The sequence below is a fragment of the Variovorax sp. J31P207 genome, assembly GCF_030316965.1.
Taxonomy (GTDB): domain Bacteria; phylum Pseudomonadota; class Gammaproteobacteria; order Burkholderiales; family Burkholderiaceae_C; genus Variovorax; species Variovorax ginsengisoli_B.
The window spans coordinates 1-19,785 of sequence record NZ_JASZYN010000028.1; the positions used below are offsets into that span (position 1 = coordinate 1).

Genomic DNA, 19,785 nt, shown 5'->3' on the forward strand with positions numbered 1-19,785 from the left:
GCAGCCGCTGGTGGTCGGCGTCATGGACCGGCAGGGCGCGCCCGGCGTCAAGTTCGACGTCGAGGGCTCGGGCTACGGCTTCCGGGTCATCAAGTCGATTCCCGCCAGCCGCGCCGAAATGCCAACGAGCTGCAAGATGCAGCGCCCCTGAACCCGAAAGACAAGCCATGCGTCAAGCGATCCACGACCTCGAAGCTTCCAAGATCCGCGAGGTGGCCAATGCCGGCCTCGGCCGCAGCGACGTGCTGGCCTTCTGGTTCGGCGAGAGCGACGAGGTCACGCCCGAGGTCATCCGCCAGGCCGCGATCGAGTCGCTGCAGCGCGGCGAGACCTTCTACGCCCACAACCTGGGCCTGCCCGAGCTGCGCGAAGCCGTGGCCGCCTACATGAGCGGCCTGCATCCGAAGATCGAGGCCTCGCGCATCGCGATCACCTCGGGCGGCGTCAGCGCGCTGATGCTGGCGGTGCAGGCGCTGGTCGACGCCGGCGACGAGGTGGTGGCGGTCACGCCGGTGTGGCCCAACCTCACGGCGCAGCCCGCGATCCTCGGCGCCACGGTGCGTTGCGTGCCGCTGGTGCCGAGGGCAGGGCAGTGGACGCTCGACCTGGACGCGCTGCGCGCCGCCGTCACGTCGGCCACGAAGCTCCTGATCGTCAATGCACCGAACAACCCGACCGGCTGGACGCTCACGCGCGCCGAGCAGCAGGCGATCCTCGACCATTGCCGCGGCACCGGCACCTGGATCCTGGCCGACGAGGTCTACGAGCGGCTGTACTACGAACCGACGCCCAACGGCTGCGCGCCGAGCTTCCTCGACATCGCGGGCGCCGACGACCGGCTGGTGGTCGCCCACAGCTTCAGCAAGAGCTTCCTGATGACCGGCTGGCGGCTCGGCTGGCTGGTGCTGCCGCCGGCCCTGATGGACGGCATGGGCAAGCTGATCGAGTTCAATACTTCCTGTGCCAGCGTCTTCACGCAGCGCGCGGGCATCGCGGCGCTGGCGCACGGCCCGGACATCACGCCGAAGATCGTCGCCCACCTCAAGGCCTGCCGCGACACGCTGCTGCCCTTGCTGGCCGATGTGCCCGGCGTCAAGGTCGCGCCGGCGCGCGGCGGCATGTACGCCTTCTTCCAGCTCGAGGGCTTCGGCGATTCGCTCGAAGTCGCCAAGCGCCTGGTGGTCGAGGCCGGCCTCGGCCTGGCGCCCGGCAACGCCTTCGCCCCGGAAGCCCAGGGCTGGCTGCGCTGGTGTTTCGCCTCGAAGGACCCCGGCCGCCTGGTCGAGGGGGTCGAACGCCTCAAGCGCTGGCTGGCGGCGCAGAACGGGGTGAAAAAGCCTTCCGGTATATAATCCCAAAGCTTTGCATGTCGCAATGCGCACGGTGGGTGCAGTTCCAGCGCCCATCGCAAGTCAAACATCCCGAAGAAATTTGAATCTCGGGATCGGAACGAAGGAAACACACATGATCGCAGCCTCCATCAAGGCCGAAGTTGTCAAGGACAACGCCCGCGCCGCCAACGACACCGGCAGCCCGGAAGTGCAAGTCGCACTGCTGACCGCCCGCATCAACGAACTCACGCCTCACTTCAAGACGCACGCCAAGGACCACCACGGTCGCCGCGGCCTGCTGCGCATGGTGAGCCGCCGCCGCAAGCTGCTGGACTACCTCAAGTCCAAGGACGCCGACCGCTACACCGCGCTGATCGCCAAGCTGGGCCTGCGCAAGTAAGTCGAATCGCATGCAAAAACGCCTGGGTTAGTCCGCTAGCTCAGGCGTTTTTTACTTCGGAGCCGCAAAAACAGAGCGAAGCTGTGTCATTCCAGAGAGGTTCTCCCCGAGCTTCCCTGGAATGGCATCGTGTTCTGACAAGCGCTCCAGCCCCCGCGGGGCCTGTGGTCGTCACGGGTCGCCGCCATTCAAACAGGAGCACAACATGAGCCTCTTCAACAAAGTCACCAAGTCCTTCCAATGGGGCGGCAAGACCGTCGTTCTGGAAACCGGCGAGATCGCCCGGCAGGCCAGCGGTGCCGTGACCGTGGACATCGAAGGCACCGTGGTGCTGGCCACCGTGGTCGCCTCCAAGTCGGCCAAGCCCGGCCAGGACTTCTTCCCGCTGACCGTCGACTACATCGAGAAGACCTACGCCGCCGGCAAGATCCCCGGCAGCTTCTTCAAGCGCGAAGCCAAGCCCAGCGAACACGAAACGCTGACCAGCCGCCTGATCGACCGCCCGATCCGCCCGCTGTTCCCCGAAGGCTTCCTGAACGAAGTCCACGTGGTCATCCACACGCTGTCGCTCAACCCCGAAGTCGACGCCGACATCGCCGCCATGATCGGCGTCAGCGCCGCGCTGTCGATCTCCGGCATCCCGTTCAGCGGCCCGATCGGTGCCGCCCGCGTGGGCTACATCAACGGCCAGTACGTGCTGAACCCGGGCCAGACCGCCCGCAAGGATTCGCAGATGGACCTGGTCGTCGCCGGCACCGAAGCCGCCGTGCTGATGGTCGAGTCCGAAGCCCTGCAGCTGAGCGAAGAAATCATGCTCGGCGGCGTGGTGTTCGGCCATGAGCAAGCCAACATCGCGATCAACGCGATCCACGAACTGGTGCGCGACGCCGGCAAGCCGGTCTGGGACTGGCAGCCGCCGGCCGAAGACGAAGCCTTCGTCGCCAAGGTCAAGGGCCTGGCCGAAGAAAAGCTGCGCGCGGTCTACCAGATCCGCAGCAAGCAGGCCCGCACCCAAGCCCTGCGCGAAGCCAACGCCAGCGTGATGAACGCGCTGAAGGAAAGCGGCGAGCCCTTCGACGCCGGCAAGGTCAACGACCTGCTGTTCGCGATCGAATCGAAGATCGTCCGCAGCCAGATCCTGTCGGGCGAGCCCCGCATCGACGGCCGCGACACCCGCACCGTGCGCCCGATCGAGATCCGCAACGGCGTGCTGCCGCGCACCCACGGCTCGGCGCTGTTCACGCGCGGCGAGACCCAGGCGCTGGTCGTCACCACCCTCGGCACCGAACGCGACGCGCAGCGCATCGACGCGCTGATGGGCGAGTACGAAGACCGCTTCCTGTTCCACTACAACATGCCTCCCTTCGCCACCGGCGAAGTCGGCCGCATGGGTTCGACCAAGCGCCGCGAAGTCGGCCACGGCCGCCTCGCCAAGCGCGCGCTGGTCGCGGTGCTGCCGAACAAGGAAGAGTTCCCGTACACGATCCGCGTCGTCTCGGAAATCACCGAATCGAACGGCTCCTCGTCGATGGCTTCGGTCTGCGGCGGCTGCCTGTCGATGATGGACGCCGGCGTGCCGATGAAGGCCCACGTGGCCGGCATCGCCATGGGCCTGATCAAGGAAGACAACCGCTTCGCCGTGCTGACCGACATCCTGGGCGACGAAGATCACCTGGGCGACATGGACTTCAAGGTGGCCGGCACGACCAACGGCATCACCGCCCTGCAGATGGACATCAAGATCCAGGGCATCACCAAGGAAATCATGCAGGTCGCCCTGGCCCAGGCCAAGGAAGCGCGCATGCACATCCTCGGCAAGATGCAAGAGGCGATGGGCGAGGCCAAGGCCGAGGTGTCGACCTTCGCACCGCGCCTGACCACGCTCAAGATCAACCCCGAGAAGATCCGCGACGTGATCGGCAAGGGCGGCTCGGTGATTCGCGGCCTGCAGGAAGAAACCGGCACCACGATCAACATCGACGAAGACGGCACCATCACGATCGCCTCGACCGACCCGGAAAAGGCCGAAGCCGCCAAGAAGCGCATCGAGCAGATCACCGCCGAAGTCGAAATCGGCAAGGTCTACGAAGGCCCGGTCACCAAGATCCTGGACTTCGGCGCGCTGATCAACCTGCTGCCCGGCAAGGACGGCCTGCTGCACATCAGCCAGATCGCGCACGAGCGCGTCGAGAAGGTCACCGACTACCTGAGCGAAGGCCAGATCGTCAAGGTCAAGGTGCTCGAGACCGACGAGAAGGGCCGCGTCAAGCTGTCCATGAAGGCCCTGACCGAGCGTCCGGCCGGCATGGAATTCAGCGAACGTCCGCCGCGTGAAGACCGCGGCGACCGCGGCGACCGTGGTGGCGAGCGCCGCGAGCGTTCGGACCGTGGCGACCGCGGCGGCGATCGTCCGCCGCGCGCCGAGCGCGCACCGCGCTTCGACAACAACGAGCGTGGCGGCGAGCAGGCCGTGGAGCAGGTGGCCGAGCAGCAGCCGGTTCAGGAATCGAACCGCGGCGACGGCCAGGCCTGATGGAGCCGCGATGGCGGCGACGCCATCGCGCTGGACCGCGTGCCGCCCGCGTTCTGCGCGGCGGCCGCTACCCGGAAAGAGACCATGAAAGCCATTGAGATCACATCGTTCGGCGCCCCCGAGGTGCTGCGCATGGTGGAACGTCCTGCGCCCGTTGCCGGCGCGGGCGAATTGCTGATCCGCGTGGCCGCGAGCGGTGTCAACCGCCCCGACGTGCTGCAGCGGACCGGCAACTACCCGGTGCCGCCGGGCGCCTCCGACCTGCCCGGACTCGAAGTCGCGGGCGAGATCGTCGCCGGCGACGACAAGGCGCTGGCCGAGGCCGGCTTCAAGATCGGCGACCACGTCTGCGCGCTGGTCGCCGGCGGCGGCTACGCCGACCTGTGCGTCGCACCGGTGGCCCAGTGCCTGCCGGTGCCCAAGGGCTGGAGCGACGTCGAGGCGGCCACGCTGCCCGAGACCTTCTTCACGGTCTGGAGCAACGTGTTCGAGCGCGGCCGCCTGCAGAAGGGCGAGACCCTGCTGATCCAGGGCGGCACCAGCGGCATCGGCGTCACTGCCATCCAGCTCGGCAAGGCGCTCGGCGCCACCGTGATCGCGACCGCCGGCAGCGACGACAAGTGCGAGGCCTGCCTGAAGCTCGGCGCCGACCACGCGATCAACTACAAGACGGCCGATTTCGCCGAAGAGGCCAAGCGCCTCACCGGCGGCAAGGGCGTCGACGTCATCCTCGACATGGTGGCCGGCGGCTACGTGGCGCGCGAGATCGACTGCCTGGCCGAAGACGGCCGGCTGGTGATCATCGCGGTGCAGGGCGGCGTCAAGGCCGAGATCAACGCCGGCCTGGTGCTGCGCCGCCGCCTGACCATCACCGGCTCGACCCTGCGGCCGCGGCCGGTCGCGTTCAAGGGTGCGATCGCCAAGGCGCTGCGCGAGCGCGTCTGGCCGCTGCTCGAGAGCGGCGCGGTCAAGCCGATCATCCACAGCCGCTTCGCCGCGGCCGGGGAGCCCAGCGGCGCCGCGCAGGCCCACGTCCTGATGGAATCGAATCAGCACATCGGCAAGATCGTGCTGACCTGGTGAACAACACAGACATGACGACCAAGAAGAAGCTGATCGCAGGCAACTGGAAGATGAACGGCAGCCTGGCTGCCAACGAGGCGCTGCTGAAGGCCTTGCTGGCGGGCGTGGGCGCGCCGGGTTGCGAAGTCGCGGTCTGCGTGCCGGCGCCCTACCTGGCGCAGGTGCAGTCGCTGGTGGCGGCTTCGCCGATCGCGCTCGGCGCGCAGGACCTCTCGGCGCAGCCGCAGGGTGCCTTCACCGGCGAGCAATCGGCGGCGATGCTGAAGGACTTCGGCGTGCGCTACGCGATCGTCGGGCACTCCGAGCGGCGCCAGTACCACGGCGAGACCGACGAGGCCGTGGCGGCCAAGACCGCCATCGCCCTGGCCAACGGCATCACGCCGATCGTCTGCGTCGGCGAGACCCTGGCGGAACGCGAAGCAGGGCGCACCGAAGAGGTCGTCAAGCGCCAGCTGGCCGCCGTGATCCACGTCAACGGCCATTGCATCAGCGAGATCGTGGTGGCCTACGAGCCGGTGTGGGCCATCGGCACCGGCAAGACCGCCACGCCGGCGCAGGCGCAAGCCGTGCATGCGGTGCTGCGCGCCCAGCTGCACCATGCGGCGAGCGAGCACGCCGCCGGCATCCGCATCCTCTACGGCGGCAGCATGAACGCGGCCAACGCGGCCGAGCTGCTGGCCGAAGCCGACATCGACGGCGGCCTCATCGGCGGCGCGTCCCTGAAGGCCCCCGATTTCCTGCAAATTATTGCAGCGGCCCGCTGAACGCGCGGCCGGAAGACAAATTTAGGAGTTAGATCGAATGAACGTGGTCCTCAATATCCTGGTGGGCGTGCAGATGCTCACCGCTCTCGCGATGATCGGCCTGATCCTGGTCCAGCACGGCAAGGGCGCCGACATGGGCGCCGCATTCGGCAGCGGCAGCGCCGGCAGCCTGTTCGGGGCCAGCGGCAGCGCGAACTTCCTGTCGCGCACCACCGCCGTGCTGGCCGCCGTGTTCTTTGCGTGCACCTTGCTGCTGGCCTACTTTGGCCATGCCCGCCCGGCGGGCGGCGGCAGCCTGCTCGAACGCGCCGCGATCGGCGCGCCGGTGGCTCCGGCCCCGGCTCCCGCGCCCGTCGAATCGGCGGCCCAGATCCCGGCCGGCAGCGCTGCCCCCGCACCGGCGGCACCGGCCTCGGCACCGGCCGCGCCCGCGGCCGGCGCGGGCCAGATCCCGGCCAAGTGATACAAGTAGAGATCTCTTCGCGCGTCGAGTGAAAACAGGCGTTTTTCAGGGTAAACTCTAAAGCTGCACCGGAAAGCCAAAGCCTCACAAGGTTCCTCATGCCATCCGGGCAAGCAAAAACCGCGGTCGTGGTGAAATTGGTAGACACGCTATCTTGAGGGGGTAGTGGCGAAAGCTGTGCGAGTTCGAGTCTCGCCGACCGCACCAAATATCACCGGCAGGAATATTGCTTCCTGCCGGTGGCAAGCGGTGATAGAACCCCCTGATGAACCTCGATTCCTACCTCCCCGTCCTGTTGTTCATCCTGGTCGGCGTCGGAGTCGGCGTTGCGCCTCAGGTTCTGGGTTACATCCTCGGTCCCAACCGGCCCGACGCAGCAAAAAATTCCCCTTACGAGTGCGGCTTCGAAGCCTTCGAAGATGCACGCATGAAGTTTGACGTCCGGTACTACCTGGTCGCCATCCTCTTCATTCTTTTCGACCTCGAAATCGCTTTTCTCTTTCCTTGGGCCATCGCGCTCAAGGAGGTCGGTGCCGTCGGCTTCTGGGCCATGATGATTTTCCTGGCCATCCTCGTCGTGGGCTTCGCCTACGAGTGGAAAAAGGGCGCACTCGACTGGGAATGACAAGGAATCCGCAAAATGGCCATTGAAGGCGTCATGAAGGAAGGCTTCGTCACCACCACCTACGACTCGGTGGTGAACTGGGCCAAGACCGGATCACTGTGGCCCATGACCTTCGGTCTGGCCTGCTGTGCCGTGGAGATGATGCACGCGGGCGCCGCCCGCTACGACATCGACCGCTTCGGCATGCTGTTCCGCCCCAGTCCGCGCCAGTCCGATCTGATGATCGTGGCCGGCACGCTGTGCAACAAGATGGCGCCGGCGCTGCGCAAGGTCTACGACCAGATGCCCGAGCCGCGCTGGGTGCTGTCGATGGGTTCGTGCGCCAATGGCGGTGGCTACTACCACTACAGCTATTCGGTCGTGCGCGGCTGCGACCGCATCGTGCCGGTCGATGTCTATGTGCCGGGCTGCCCGCCGACCGCCGAGGCGCTTCTGTACGGAATCATCCAGCTCCAGCAGAAGATCCGCCGCACCAACACGATCGCGCGCGCCTGAAGAGCGAGAGACATGACCGACTTTGCCATTTCTCCCGAGGCGCTGCAGACCCAGATCACTGAAACACTTGGCTCCAAGGCGAAGAGCGTCGTGCTCGCGCTGGGCGAGGTGACGGTGGTGGTGGGTGCCGCCGACTATCTCGAAGCCGCCACCTTGCTGCGTGACGCGCCGGGCTGCCGCTTCGAGCAGCTGATCGACCTCTGCGGCATGGACTACTCCGGCTATCGCGACGGCGAGTGGCAAGGCGAGCGCTTCGGCGTCGTCTCGCACCTGCTGTCGGTGAGCCTCAACCAGCGCGTGCGCCTGAAGGTGTTCGTGCCGAACGAAGACCTGCCGGTCGTCGATTCGCTGACCAGCGTCTGGAACGCGGCCGGCTGGTTCGAGCGCGAAGCCTTCGACCTCTACGGCATCGTGTTCGAGGGGCACGACGATCTGCGCCGCATCCTGACCGACTACGGCTTCATCGGCCACCCGTTCCGCAAGGACTTCCCGGTGTCGGGCCATGTCGAGATGCGCTATGACCCGGAACAGAAGCGCGTGATCTACCAGCCGGTCTCGATCGAGCCGCGCGAGATCACGCCGCGCGTGATCCGCGAAGAAAACTACGGCGGCGGGCTCCACTGATGGCTGAGATCAAGAACTACACGCTGAACTTCGGTCCTCAGCATCCGGCAGCGCACGGCGTGCTGCGCCTCGTGCTCGAGCTCGACGGCGAAGTCATCCAGCGCGCCGACCCGCACATCGGCCTGCTGCACCGCGCCACCGAAAAGCTGGCCGAATCGCGCACCTTCATTCAGTCGCTGCCCTACATGGACCGTCTCGACTACGTGTCGATGATGAGCAACGAGCATGCGTACTGCCTCGCGATCGAGCGCCTCATGGGCCTCGACGTGCCGCTGCGGGCGCAATACATCCGCGTCATGTTCGCCGAGATCACCCGGCTGCTGAACCACCTGCTGTGGCTCGGCGCGCACGGTCTCGACTGCGGCGCGATGAACATGCTCATCTACTGCTTCCGCGAGCGCGAAGACCTGTTCGACATGTACGAGGCGGTGTCGGGTGCGCGCATGCACGCGGCCTACTTCCGTCCGGGCGGCGTCTACCGCGACCTGCCGGACGTCATGCCGCAGTACAAGGTCAGCAAGATCAAGAACGCGAAGGCGATCGAGCGCCTCAACGAGAACCGCCAGGGCTCGCTGCTCGACTTCATCGACGACTTCTGCAAGCGCTTCCCGAAGATGGTCGACGAGTACGAGACGCTGCTCACCGACAATCGCATCTGGAAGCAGCGCACCGTGGGCATCGGCGTGGTGTCGCCGGAGCGCGCGCTCAACCTCGGCTTCACCGGCCCGATGCTGCGTGGCTCGGGCATCGCCTGGGACCTGCGCAAGAAGCAGCCCTACGACGTCTACGACCGCATGGAGTTCGACGTCCCGGTGGGCGTCACCGGCGACTGCTACGACCGCTACCTGGTGCGGGTCGAAGAAATGCGCCAGGCCAACAAGATCATCCAGCAATGCTCGGCCTGGCTGCGTGCCAACCCGGGCCCGGTGATCACCGCCAACCACAAGGTGGCGGCGCCGGCGCGCGAGTCCATGAAGGCCAACATGGAAGAGCTGATCCATCACTTCAAGCTCTTCACCGAAGGTTTCCACGTGCCCGAAGGCGAGGCCTATGCCGCCGTCGAGCATCCCAAGGGCGAGTTCGGCATCTACCTCGTGAGCGACGGCGCCAACAAGCCCTACCGTCTGAAGATCCGCGCACCGGGCTTCCCGCATCTGGCGGCCCTGGACGAAATGGCGCGCGGCCACATGATTGCCGACGCTGTCGCCGTGATCGGCACCATGGACATCGTGTTCGGCGAGATCGATCGATGAGCCATCCCATGCATTCCGACTCTTCTTCCCACGGCAGCCAAGCGGCGCTGTCGGCCGCCACGCTGGAGCGTTTCGCCCGCGAGGTCGCCAAGTACCCGCCGGCCGGCAAGCAGTCGGCCGTGATGGCCTGCCTGGCGATCGTGCAGCAGGACGAGGGCTTCGTGAGCGAACAGCGCGAGCGCGAGATCGCCGCCTACCTCGGCATGGCGCCGATCGCGGTGCACGAGGTCACGACCTTCTACAACATGTACAACCAGCGGCCGCTGGGCGCCTACAAGCTCAACGTCTGCACCAACCTGCCGTGCCAGCTGCGCGACGGCGCGAAGGCGCTGGCCCATCTCGAGCAGAAGCTCGGCATCCGCATGGGCGAGACCACGCCCGACGGCATGTTCACCTTGCAGCAGAGCGAGTGCCTCGGCGCCTGTGCCGACTCGCCCGTGATGCTGGTCAACGACCGCACCATGTGCAGCTTCATGAGCAACGAGAAGCTCGACCAGCTGATCGACGGCTTGCGCGGCGCGACCGCAAAGGGAGCCCAATGATGTCGCCCGAGCAAGTACTCCAGCAGTTCCAGGCCACCGGCGTCCAGACCTGCTTCCACGACCGCCATATCGAGCCGCAGATCTATGCGGGCCTGAACGGCACCAACTGGCGCCTGGCCGACTACGAGGCGCGCGGCGGCTACAAGGCGCTGCGCAAGATCCTCACCGAGGGCCTGACGCCCGACCAAGTGATCGCCGAAGTCAAGGCCTCCGGCCTTCGCGGACGTGGCGGCGCGGGTTTCCCGACCGGCCTCAAGTGGAGCTTCATGCCGCGCCAGTTCCCGGGCCAGAAGTACCTGGTCTGCAACTCGGACGAGGGCGAGCCCGGTACCTGCAAAGACCGCGACATCCTGCAGTTCAATCCGCACATCGTGATCGAGGGCATGGCCATCGCCGCCTATGCGATGGGCATCAGCGTGGGCTACAACTACATCCACGGCGAGATCTTCCAGACCTACGACCGCTTTGAAGAGGCGCTCGAAGAAGCACGCGCCGCCGGCTATCTCGGCGACGGCATCATGGGCAGCGCCTACAACTTCCAGCTGCATGCGGCGCACGGATTCGGCGCCTACATCTGCGGCGAAGAGACCGCACTGCTCGAATCGCTCGAAGGCAAGAAGGGCCAGCCGCGCTTCAAGCCGCCGTTCCCGGCCAGCTTCGGCCTCTACGGCAAGCCCACCACGATCAACAACACCGAGACCTTCGCCGCGGTGCCGTGGATCATCAACAACGGCGGCGTGGCCTACCTCGAGTGCGGCAAGCCGAACAACGGCGGCACCAAGATCTATTCGGTCAGCGGCGACGTCGAGCTCCCCGGCAACTACGAAGTGCCGATGGGCACGCCGTTCTCGAAGCTGCTCGAACTCGCCGGCGGCGTGCGCAAGGGCCGCCAGCTCAAGGCAGTGATCCCCGGCGGCTCGTCGGCGCCGGTGCTGCCGGCCGACATCATGATGCAGTGCACGATGGACTACGACTCCATCGCCAAGGCCGGCTCGATGCTGGGCTCGGGCGCGGTCATCGTGATGGACGACAGCCGCTCGATGGTCGAGTCGCTCAAGCGGCTCTCGTACTTCTACATGCACGAATCCTGCGGCCAGTGCACGCCTTGCCGCGAAGGCACCGGCTGGCTCTGGCGCGTGGTGGATCGCATCCACAACGGCCATGGCAAGGCCACCGACATGGACTTGCTGAACTCGGTCGCCGACAACATCCAGGGCCGCACCATCTGCGCGCTGGGCGATGCCGCCGCGATGCCGGTGCGGGCCATGATCAAGCACTTCCGTCACGAGTTCGAGGCACTGATCCCGGGCTACGTCCCGAAGACGGCCGCCCGGGCCTGACGAGCGCGAGAAGAAAAACATATGGTTGAAATCGAACTCGACGGCAAGAAGGTCGACATCGTCGAAGGCAGCATGATCATGCATGCGGCCGACAAGGCGGGTACCTATATCCCGCACTTCTGCTATCACAAGAAGCTCAGCATCGCGGCCAACTGCCGCATGTGCCTGGTCGACGTCGAGAAGGCGCCCAAGCCGATGCCGGCCTGCGCCACGCCCGTGACGCAGGGCATGATCGTCCGCACCAAGAGCGACAAGGCCATCAAGGCCCAGCAGTCGGTGATGGAGTTCCTGCTCATCAACCACCCGCTCGATTGCCCGATCTGCGACCAGGGCGGCGAATGCCAGCTGCAGGACCTGGCCGTGGGCTACGGCGGCTCTTCCTCGCGCTACGAGGAAGAAAAGCGCGTCGTCTTCCACAAGGACGTCGGCCCGCTGATCAGCATGGAAGAGATGAGCCGCTGCATCCATTGCACGCGCTGCGTTCGCTTCGGCCAGGAAGTGGCCGGCGTGATGGAGCTCGGCATGTCGCACCGCGGCGAGCACTCCGAGATCGAGACCTTCCTCGGCGACTCGGTCGACTCCGAGCTGTCGGGCAACATGATCGACATCTGCCCGGTGGGCGCGCTCACGAGCAAGCCCTTCCGCTACAGCGCCCGCACCTGGGAGCTGTCGCGCCGCAAGTCGGTCAGCCCGCACGACTCCACCGGTGCCAACCTGATCGTCCAGGTCAAGAACAACCGCGTGATGCGCGTGGTGCCGCTCGAGAACGAAGACGTCAACGAGTGCTGGATTGCCGACCGCGACCGCTTCTCGTACGAGGCCCTCAACGGCCCCGAGCGCCTGACGCAGCCGATGCTCAAGCAGGGCGGCCAGTGGCAGCAGGTCGACTGGCAGACCGCGCTCGAATACGTCGCCAACGGCCTGAAGCAGATCAAGGCCGACCACGGCGCGCGGAGCATCGGCACGCTCGCCAGCCCGCACAGCACGCTCGAAGAACTGCAGCTGGCCAAGCTGCTGACCCACGGCCTGGGCAGCGGCAACATCGACTACCGCCTGCGCAACGCCGAGTTCGGCGCCGCCGAAGGCATCCGCTGGCTCGGCACTTCCGTGGCTTCGCTGTCGCAGCTGCAGCGCGTGCTGGTCATCGGCTCTAACCTGCGCAAGGACCATCCGCTGTTCGCGCAGCGCATCCGCCAGTCGGTGCGCAAGGGTGGGGCGCTGAGCGCCATCACCTCGGCCGAACTGCTGGCCGATGCCGACGCCTGGGCCATGCCGATCGCCAACGCCGTCACCCTGCCGGCCGACCAATGGGTCGACGCGCTGGTCGAACTGGCGGGCGCCATCGCCGAAAGCACCGGCGCCCAGGCACCGGTCGCCCTCAGCGGCGCCGCCAGCGACGCCGCGAAGGCCCTGGCCGCCTCGCTGCTCGGCGGCGAGCGCAAGGCGATCCTGCTCGGCAATGCCGCGGCCCATCACGCCCGCGCCGGCAGCCTGCTGCGGCTTGCCAACTGGATCGGCGCCCAGACCGGCGCCAGCGTCGGCTACCTGACCGAAGCCGCCAACACGGTCGGCGCGCAACTGGTCGGCGCGCTGCCGCGCGACGGCGCCCTGAACGCCGCCCAGATGCTCGCGGGCGGCCTCAAGGCCGTGCTGCTGCTCAACACCGAACCGGTGTTCGACTCGGCCGCCGGCGAGGCCGCGATCGAAGGCCTCGCGCACGCGCAGATGGTCGTCACGCTGAGCCCGTTCAAGGCCAACCTCGAATTCAGCGACGTGCTGCTGCCGATCGCGCCGTTCACCGAAACGCCGGGCACCTTCGTCAATGCCGAAGGCCGCCTGCAGAGCTTCCACGCGGTCGTCAAGCCGCAGGGCGAAGCGCGTCCGGCCTGGAAGGTGCTGCGCGTGCTGGCGAACCTGCTCGGCCTGCCGGGCTTCGCCTTCGAATCCACCGCCGACGTGCTGGCCGAGATCGACTCGCCAGCCCAGGTCGCGGCCGGCAAGCTGTCCAACGCCACCGCCGCCGAGATCGACATGGGCGTCGCGGCCGAATCGGCCCCGGTGGTCGCGAGCATCTACCAGCTCGACTCGATCGTGCGCCGCGCGCCTTCGCTGCAACTCACCGCCGACGCCCGCCAGGCCGCGGCCCTGCAGGAGGTGTCGGCATGATCGACGCGCTGCACGGCTTCGGCCTCGGCTTGGTCTCGGCCGGCTGGTGGACCGGCTTCCTCTGGCCGGTGATCTGGACCCTGATCAAGATCATCGTCGTCGTGATCCCGCTGATGGGCGCGGTCGCCTACCTCACGCTCTGGGAGCGCAAGGCCATCGGCTTCACGCAGATCCGCATCGGCCCCAACCGCATCGGCCCGCTGGGCCTGCTGCAGCCGATCGCCGACGCGCTCAAGCTGCTGACCAAGGAAATCATCCTCCCGACGGTGGCCAACAAGGGCTTGTTCCTGCTCGGCCCGATCATGACCATCATGCCGGCGCTGGCCGCCTGGGCGGTCATTCCGTTCGGACCCGAGGTCGCGCTCGCCAACATCAACGCCGGCCTGCTGTTCGTCATGGCCATCACCTCGCTCGAGGTCTATGGCGTGATCATCGCGGGCTGGGCCTCGAACTCGAAGTACGCCTTCCTGGGCGCGCTGCGCGCATCGGCCCAGATGGTCAGCTATGAAATCGCGATGGGTTTCTGCTTCGTGGTCGTGCTGATGGTGTCGGCCAGCCTGAACATGACCGACATCGTGATGGGGCAGGGCAGGGGCCACTTCGCCTCGATGGGCATCGGCTTCCTGTCGTGGAACTGGCTGTCGCTGCTGCCGATCTTCGTCGTCTACTTCATCTCGGGCCTGGCCGAAACCAACCGCCACCCCTTCGACGTCGTCGAAGGCGAATCGGAAATCGTCGCCGGCCACATGATCGAGTACTCGGGCATGAGCTTCGCGATGTTCTTCCTGGCCGAGTACGCCAACATGTGGCTGGTCTCGATCCTGTGCGCGGTGCTGTTCCTCGGCGGCTGGCTGCCCCCGTTCGACTTCCTGGCCTTCATCCCGGGCTGGATCTGGCTCGGCATCAAGACCTTCTGCGTGGTCACGATGTTCCTCTGGGTCCGCTCGACTTTCCCGCGCTTCCGCTATGACCAGATCATGCGGCTGGGCTGGAAGATCTTCATTCCGGTCACCCTGGTGTGGCTGGTGGTGGTCGGCGCCTGGATGCAGACCCCCTTCAACATCTGGAAATAACCGGAACTGCCATGACTGCGCCTTCTGCCAGCGCGCTTGCGCGCTCCTCCACGACCGCTTCCGCGCCTTTCTCGCTCAAGGACTTCCTGTCCAGCTTCATGCTGGTGGAACTGTTCAAGGGCCTCGCGCTGACCGGCAAGTACGCCTTCAGCCGCAAGATCACCGTCCAGTTCCCGGAAGAAAAGACGCCGCTGTCGCCGCGCTTTCGCGGCCTGCACGCGCTGCGCCGCTACGAGAACGGCGAAGAGCGCTGCATTGCCTGCAAGCTCTGCGAGGCCGTGTGCCCGGCGCTCGCGATCACGATCGAATCCGAAGTCCGCGACGACGGCTCGCGCCGCACCACGCGCTACGACATCGACCTGACCAAGTGCATCTTCTGCGGCTTCTGCGAAGAAAGCTGCCCGGTCGACTCGATCGTCGAAACCCACATCTTCGAATACCACGGCGAGAAGCGCGGTGACCTGTACTTCACCAAGGACATGCTGCTCGCCGTCGGCGACCGCTACGAAAAAGAAATCGCCGCCAACAAGGCGGCGGACGCCAAGTACCGCTGAAGCGGCTGGCTGAACCCGAAGAAAACGAATCCAATCCATGGACGCCAAGACCGGTCTGTTCTATCTGTTTGCCGCGGTGCTGCTGTTTTCAGCCTTCCGCGTCATCACCGCGCGCAACCCCGTGTATGCGGCGCTCTACCTGGTGCTGGCGTTCTTCCAGGCATCGGCCATCTGGCTCCTGCTGCGCGCGGAATTCCTCGCGATCTCGCTGGTGCTGGTCTACGTCGGGGCAGTGATGGTGCTGTTCCTGTTCGTCGTCATGATGCTGGACATCAACGTCGAGGGATTGCGCGAGGGCTTCTGGAAGCACTTCCCGCTGGCCGCCGGCGTCGGCGCGCTGATCGCGCTCGAGATGGCCGCGGTGCTGATGGGCGGCTTCCGCCTGAGTGCGCCCAAGAGCCCGCTGGCCAGCGGCCCGGACACCTCCAACACGCTCGAACTCGGCAAGCTGCTCTATACGCAGTACCTGTATCCGCTCGAGATCGCCGCCGTGATCCTGCTGGTGGCGATCATCGCCGCCATCGCGCTGACCCTGCGCACCCGCAAGGACAGCAAGTACGTGAACCCGGCCGACCAGGTCCGCGTCAAGGCGCGCGACCGCGTGCGCATCGTCCAGATGCCCGTCACGCGACAGGCCGAACCGGCCGCGGAGTCAGCAGCGCCCGCAGCGGAGACCAAGGCATGACGCTCACGCTCGGACACTTCCTTTCGCTCGGCGCGATGCTGTTCGCGCTGTCGGTCATCGGCATCTTCCTGAACCGCAAGAACCTGATCGTTCTGCTCATGTGCGTCGAGCTGATGCTGCTCGCGGTCAACATGAACTTCGTCGCCTTCTCGTACTTCCTCGGCGACATGCACGGACAGATCTTCGTCTTCTTCATCCTGACGGTCGCGGCGGCCGAGTCGGCCATCGGACTGGCGCTGCTGGTGCTGCTGTTCCGCAACAAGTCGAACATCAACGTCGACGAGCTGAATGCGCTGAAGGGCTGAAGAAGGTTTACTCATGAGCGCTACTCTTTCCGCATCCACCCTGCTGGCCGTCCCGCTGGCGCCTCTGGTCGGCGCCGTCGTCGCCGGCCTGTTCGGCACGAAGTTCGGCGGCAACCACATCGGCCGCCGCGTCACCCATTCGCTGACCATCCTCGGCGTGCTGGTGTCCTTCATCATCTCGGCGATGACGCTCGACAGCGTGGTCAACGACGGTGCCCGCTTCAACGCCACCATCTACGAATGGATGAACGTCGGCGGCCTCAAGATGGAAGTCGGCTTCCTGATCGACGGCCTGACCGCGATGATGATGTGCGTCGTGACCTTCGTGTCGCTGATGGTCCACATCTACACCATCGGCTACATGCAGGAAGACGAGGGCTACAACCGCTTCTTCGCCTACATCTCGCTGTTCACCTTCTCGATGCTGATGCTCGTCATGAGCAACAACATGCTCCAGCTGTTCTTCGGCTGGGAGGCAGTGGGCCTGGTGTCCTACCTGCTGATCGGCTTCTGGTACAACCGGCCGACCGCGATCTTCGCCAACATGAAGGCCTTCGTGGTCAACCGCGTCGGCGACTTCGGCTTCATCCTGGGCATCGGCCTGCTGGCCGCCTACGCCGGTTCGCTGAATTACGGCGAAGTCTTCGCCAAGGCCGACGCGCTCGCCAAGCTGAGCTTCCCGGGCACCGAGTGGATGCTCCTCACGGTGGCCTGCATCTGCCTGTTCATCGGCGCCATGGGCAAGAGCGCGCAGTTCCCGCTGCACGTCTGGCTGCCCGACTCGATGGAAGGCCCGACCCCGATCTCCGCCCTGATCCACGCCGCGACCATGGTCACGGCCGGCATCTTCATGGTGGCGCGGATGTCGCCGCTGTTCGAGCTGAGCGACACGGCCCTGAGCTTCATCCTCGTGATCGGCGGCATCACCGCGCTGTTCATGGGCTTCCTGGGCGTCATCCAGAACGACATCAAGCGCGTGGTGGCCTATTCCACGCTGTCGCAGCTCGGCTACATGACCGTGGCACTCGGCGCCTCGGCCTATTCGGTGGCCGTGTTCCACCTGATGACGCACGCCTTCTTCAAGGCGCTGCTGTTCCTCGGGGCCGGCTCGGTGATCATCGGCATGCACCACAACCAGGACATGCGCTGGATGGGCAACGTGCGCAAGTACATGCCGATCACCTGGATCACCTCGCTGGTGGGTTCGCTGGCACTGATCGGGACGCCGTTCTTCTCGGGCTTCTATTCGAAGGACAGCATCATCGAAGCGGTGCACGAGAGCCACCTGTGGGGTTCGGGCTTCGCCTACTTCGCGGTGCTGGCGAGCGTGTTCGTCACCGCGCTCTATTCGTTCCGCATGTATTTCATGGTGTTCCACGGCAAGGAGCGCTTCGACCAGAACCCGGACGCGCACCACGACGACCACGGTCATGGCCACGACGACCATCACGAGCCGCACGAGTCGCCGTGGGTGGTCTGGGTGCCGCTGGTGGCGCTGGCGATCCCGTCGGTCGTGATCGGCTTCATGACGATCGGGCCGATGCTTTACGGCGAGTTCTTCAAGGGTGCGATCTTCATCGACGCGAGCAAGCATGAAGCCATGAAGGAACTGGCCGAGGGCTTCCACGGCCCGGTGGCGATGGCCCTCCACGGCCTGACGGCTGCGCCGTTCTGGCTCGCACTCGCCGGTGTCGTGGTGGCCTGGTACCTGTACCTGGTCAACCCGGCCCTGCCGGCCGCGATCAAGCGCGCCTTCGGCCCGATCTACACCCTGCTCGAGAACAAGTACTACATGGACTGGTTCAACGAGAACGTCATCGCCCGCGCGACCCGCGCCCTCGGCACCGGCCTCTGGAAGGGCGGCGACCAGGGGATCATCGACGGCGGCATCGTCAACGGCTCATGGAAGCTGGTCGGCCGCATCGCAGGTGCGGTGCGCTGGCTGCAGACGGGCTTCATCTATCACTACGCTTTCTCGATGCTGATCGGCATCTTCGTCCTGATGTCGTACTTCGTCTGGTTCAAGCGGTAAGCGGCTCTCTGGAGAAAAACAAAAATGGGTTTGTTGAGCCTTGCCATCTGGATGCCGATCGCCTTCGGCGTCGTGCTGTTGGCCTTCGGTCGGGATGAACACGCCAGGGGCGTGCGCTGGGTCGCGCTGATCGGTTCGGTCGCGAGCTTCCTGGTCACCTTGCCGCTCTGGTCGCGATTCCAGAACGGCACCGCAGCGATGCAGTTCGTCGAGAAGGCGCCCTGGATCCAGCGCTTCAATATCAGCTACCACATCGGCCTGGACGGCATCTCGTTCTGGCTGGTGCTGCTGACCGCCTTCATCACCGTGATCGTCGTGATCTCGGCCTGGGAGGTCATCACCGAGCGCGTGAACCAGTACATGGGCGCCTTCCTGATCCTGTCGGGACTCATGATCGGCACCTTCTCGGCGCTCGACGGCATCCTGTTCTACACCTTCTTCGAAGCCACCCTGATCCCGATGTACCTGATCATCGGCATCTGGGGCGGCCCGAACAAGATCTACGCGGCCTTCAAGTTCTTCATCTACACGCTGCTCGGCTCGCTGCTGATGCTGGTCGCGCTGATCTACCTGTACAACAAGTCGGGCGGCAGCTTCGACATCCTGACCTGGCACAAGCTGCCGCTGTCGGGCCAGGCGCAGACCTTCCTGTTCTTCGCCTTCTTCTCGGCCTTCGCGGTCAAGGTGCCGATGTGGCCGGTCCACACGTGGTTGCCCGACGTGCACGTCGAGGCGCCCACCGGCGGCTCCGCGGTGCTGGCGGCGATCATGCTGAAGCTCGGCGCCTACGGCTTCCTGCGCTTCTCGATGCCGATCGCACCCGATGCCTCGCACGAATGGGCCTGGCTCATGATCGCGCTGTCGCTGATCGCGGTGATCTACGTCGGCCTGGTGGCGCTGGTGCAGCAGGACATGAAGAAGCTGGTGGCCTATTCGTCGGTGGCCCACATGGGCTTCGTGACGCTCGGCTTCTTCATCTTCAACGAGCTCGGCGTGGCCGGCGGCATCGTCCAGATGATCGCCCACGGCTTCGTCTCGGGCGCGATGTTCCTTTGCATCGGCGTGCTCTACGACCGCGTGCATTCGCGCCAGATCGCCGACTACGGCGGCGTGGTCAACACCATGCCCAAGTTCGCCGCCTTCGCGCTGCTGTTCGCGATGGCCAACTGCGGTCTGCCGGCGACCGCCGGTTTCGTCGGCGAGTGGATGGTGATCCTCGGCGCGGTCAAGGCCAACTTCTGGCTCGGCCTCGGTGCTGCGACCGCGCTGATCTTCGGCGCCGCCTACACGCTGTGGATGTACAAGCGGGTCTACCTGGGATCGGTCGGCAACGACCACGTCAAGGAACTCAGCGACATCAACGCGCGTGAATTCCTGATGCTGGCGCTGCTGGCGATCGCCGTGCTGTGGATGGGCCTGTATCCGAAGCCCTTCACCGATGTGATGAATGCCTCCGTGGACGGGCTGCTGCAGCACGTGTCCATCTCCAAGCTGCCCAAGCTGCCGTAAGAAACAAG

Annotated in this window: 18 protein-coding genes, 1 tRNA gene and 2 pseudogenes; all 21 read left to right on the plus strand. The window is 65.7% G+C overall.

Annotated elements, in window-relative coordinates; translation table 11 throughout:
• A pseudogene (locus QTI68_RS39390) lies at positions 1-151 on the plus strand (branched-chain amino acid ABC transporter substrate-binding protein); the annotation flags it as partial.
• Positions 152-161: 10 nt separating this feature from the next.
• A pseudogene (locus tag QTI68_RS39395) lies at positions 162-1,352 on the plus strand (pyridoxal phosphate-dependent aminotransferase); the annotation flags it as partial.
• A 112-nt stretch (positions 1,353-1,464) separates the two neighbouring features.
• Positions 1,465-1,731 (plus strand): 30S ribosomal protein S15, encoded by a 267-nt coding sequence (gene rpsO / locus QTI68_RS39400; protein WP_007837783.1) that lies wholly within the window; start codon positions 1,465-1,467, stop codon positions 1,729-1,731.
• Between the two features lie 205 nt (positions 1,732-1,936).
• The gene (pnp, locus tag QTI68_RS39405; protein WP_286529773.1) at positions 1,937-4,264 is read left to right on the plus strand and encodes a polyribonucleotide nucleotidyltransferase; all 2,328 of its coding nucleotides are present in this window, start codon (positions 1,937-1,939) and stop codon (positions 4,262-4,264) included.
• 84 nt (positions 4,265-4,348) lie between these two features.
• A complete protein-coding gene (locus QTI68_RS39410) occupies positions 4,349-5,347 on the plus strand; it encodes an NAD(P)H-quinone oxidoreductase (RefSeq protein ID WP_286529775.1) in 999 nt (332 codons plus the stop codon).
• Positions 5,348-5,358: 11 nt separating this feature from the next.
• Complete coding sequence (gene tpiA / locus QTI68_RS39415; RefSeq protein WP_286529778.1) at positions 5,359-6,111, plus strand: triose-phosphate isomerase; 753 nt, start codon at positions 5,359-5,361, stop codon at positions 6,109-6,111.
• Between the two features lie 37 nt (positions 6,112-6,148).
• Positions 6,149-6,574, plus strand: coding sequence for a preprotein translocase subunit SecG (gene secG, locus QTI68_RS39420; RefSeq protein ID WP_286509982.1), 426 nt, complete (start codon positions 6,149-6,151; stop codon positions 6,572-6,574).
• 122 nt (positions 6,575-6,696) lie between these two features.
• Positions 6,697-6,781, plus strand: a tRNA-Leu gene (locus QTI68_RS39425).
• Between the two features lie 58 nt (positions 6,782-6,839).
• Positions 6,840-7,199: an NADH-quinone oxidoreductase subunit A gene (locus QTI68_RS39430; protein WP_286509980.1), complete on the plus strand. Its 360-nt coding sequence runs from the start codon at positions 6,840-6,842 to the stop codon at positions 7,197-7,199.
• A gap of 15 nt (positions 7,200-7,214) precedes the next feature.
• Positions 7,215-7,694 carry a NuoB/complex I 20 kDa subunit family protein gene (locus tag QTI68_RS39435; protein ID WP_021008163.1) on the plus strand — a complete coding sequence of 160 codons (480 nt, stop codon included), beginning with the start codon at positions 7,215-7,217 and terminating at the stop codon, positions 7,692-7,694.
• 12 nt (positions 7,695-7,706) lie between these two features.
• The gene (locus tag QTI68_RS39440) at positions 7,707-8,318 is read left to right on the plus strand and encodes an NADH-quinone oxidoreductase subunit C (RefSeq protein ID WP_286529781.1); all 612 of its coding nucleotides are present in this window, start codon (positions 7,707-7,709) and stop codon (positions 8,316-8,318) included.
• The gene (locus QTI68_RS39445; protein ID WP_286529783.1) at positions 8,318-9,571 is read left to right on the plus strand and encodes an NADH-quinone oxidoreductase subunit D; all 1,254 of its coding nucleotides are present in this window, start codon (positions 8,318-8,320) and stop codon (positions 9,569-9,571) included. The genes QTI68_RS39440 and QTI68_RS39445 overlap by 1 nt, the downstream gene beginning before the upstream one ends.
• An 8-nt stretch (positions 9,572-9,579) precedes the next feature.
• Entirely contained in the window at positions 9,580-10,113 is a 534-nt protein-coding gene (locus QTI68_RS39450; protein WP_286371379.1) for an NADH-quinone oxidoreductase subunit NuoE family protein, read from the plus strand.
• Complete coding sequence (gene nuoF / locus QTI68_RS39455) at positions 10,113-11,453, plus strand: NADH-quinone oxidoreductase subunit NuoF (RefSeq protein ID WP_286529785.1); 1,341 nt, start codon at positions 10,113-10,115, stop codon at positions 11,451-11,453. The genes QTI68_RS39450 and nuoF overlap by 1 nt, the downstream gene beginning before the upstream one ends.
• Before the next feature lie 21 nt (positions 11,454-11,474).
• The gene (gene nuoG, locus QTI68_RS39460) at positions 11,475-13,619 is read left to right on the plus strand and encodes an NADH-quinone oxidoreductase subunit NuoG (RefSeq protein WP_286529787.1); all 2,145 of its coding nucleotides are present in this window, start codon (positions 11,475-11,477) and stop codon (positions 13,617-13,619) included.
• Positions 13,616-14,692 carry an NADH-quinone oxidoreductase subunit NuoH gene (gene nuoH, locus QTI68_RS39465; RefSeq protein ID WP_286529789.1) on the plus strand — a complete coding sequence of 359 codons (1,077 nt, stop codon included), beginning with the start codon at positions 13,616-13,618 and terminating at the stop codon, positions 14,690-14,692. The genes nuoG and nuoH overlap by 4 nt, the downstream gene beginning before the upstream one ends.
• Positions 14,693-14,703: 11 nt before the next feature.
• Complete coding sequence (gene nuoI / locus QTI68_RS39470; RefSeq protein ID WP_286529791.1) at positions 14,704-15,246, plus strand: NADH-quinone oxidoreductase subunit NuoI; 543 nt, start codon at positions 14,704-14,706, stop codon at positions 15,244-15,246.
• Positions 15,247-15,283: 37 nt separating this feature from the next.
• Positions 15,284-15,931 carry an NADH-quinone oxidoreductase subunit J gene (locus tag QTI68_RS39475; protein ID WP_286529793.1) on the plus strand — a complete coding sequence of 216 codons (648 nt, stop codon included), beginning with the start codon at positions 15,284-15,286 and terminating at the stop codon, positions 15,929-15,931.
• Complete coding sequence (nuoK, locus tag QTI68_RS39480; protein WP_286371385.1) at positions 15,928-16,236, plus strand: NADH-quinone oxidoreductase subunit NuoK; 309 nt, start codon at positions 15,928-15,930, stop codon at positions 16,234-16,236. The genes QTI68_RS39475 and nuoK overlap by 4 nt, the downstream gene beginning before the upstream one ends.
• 13 nt (positions 16,237-16,249) lie before the next feature.
• On the plus strand, positions 16,250-18,268 hold the full coding sequence (nuoL, locus tag QTI68_RS39485; protein ID WP_286529794.1) for an NADH-quinone oxidoreductase subunit L: 2,019 nt from the start codon (positions 16,250-16,252) through the stop codon (positions 18,266-18,268).
• Positions 18,269-18,292: 24 nt separating this feature from the next.
• Complete coding sequence (locus tag QTI68_RS39490; RefSeq protein ID WP_286529795.1) at positions 18,293-19,777, plus strand: NADH-quinone oxidoreductase subunit M; 1,485 nt, start codon at positions 18,293-18,295, stop codon at positions 19,775-19,777.
• The last annotated feature ends 8 nt before the right edge of the window (positions 19,778-19,785 follow it).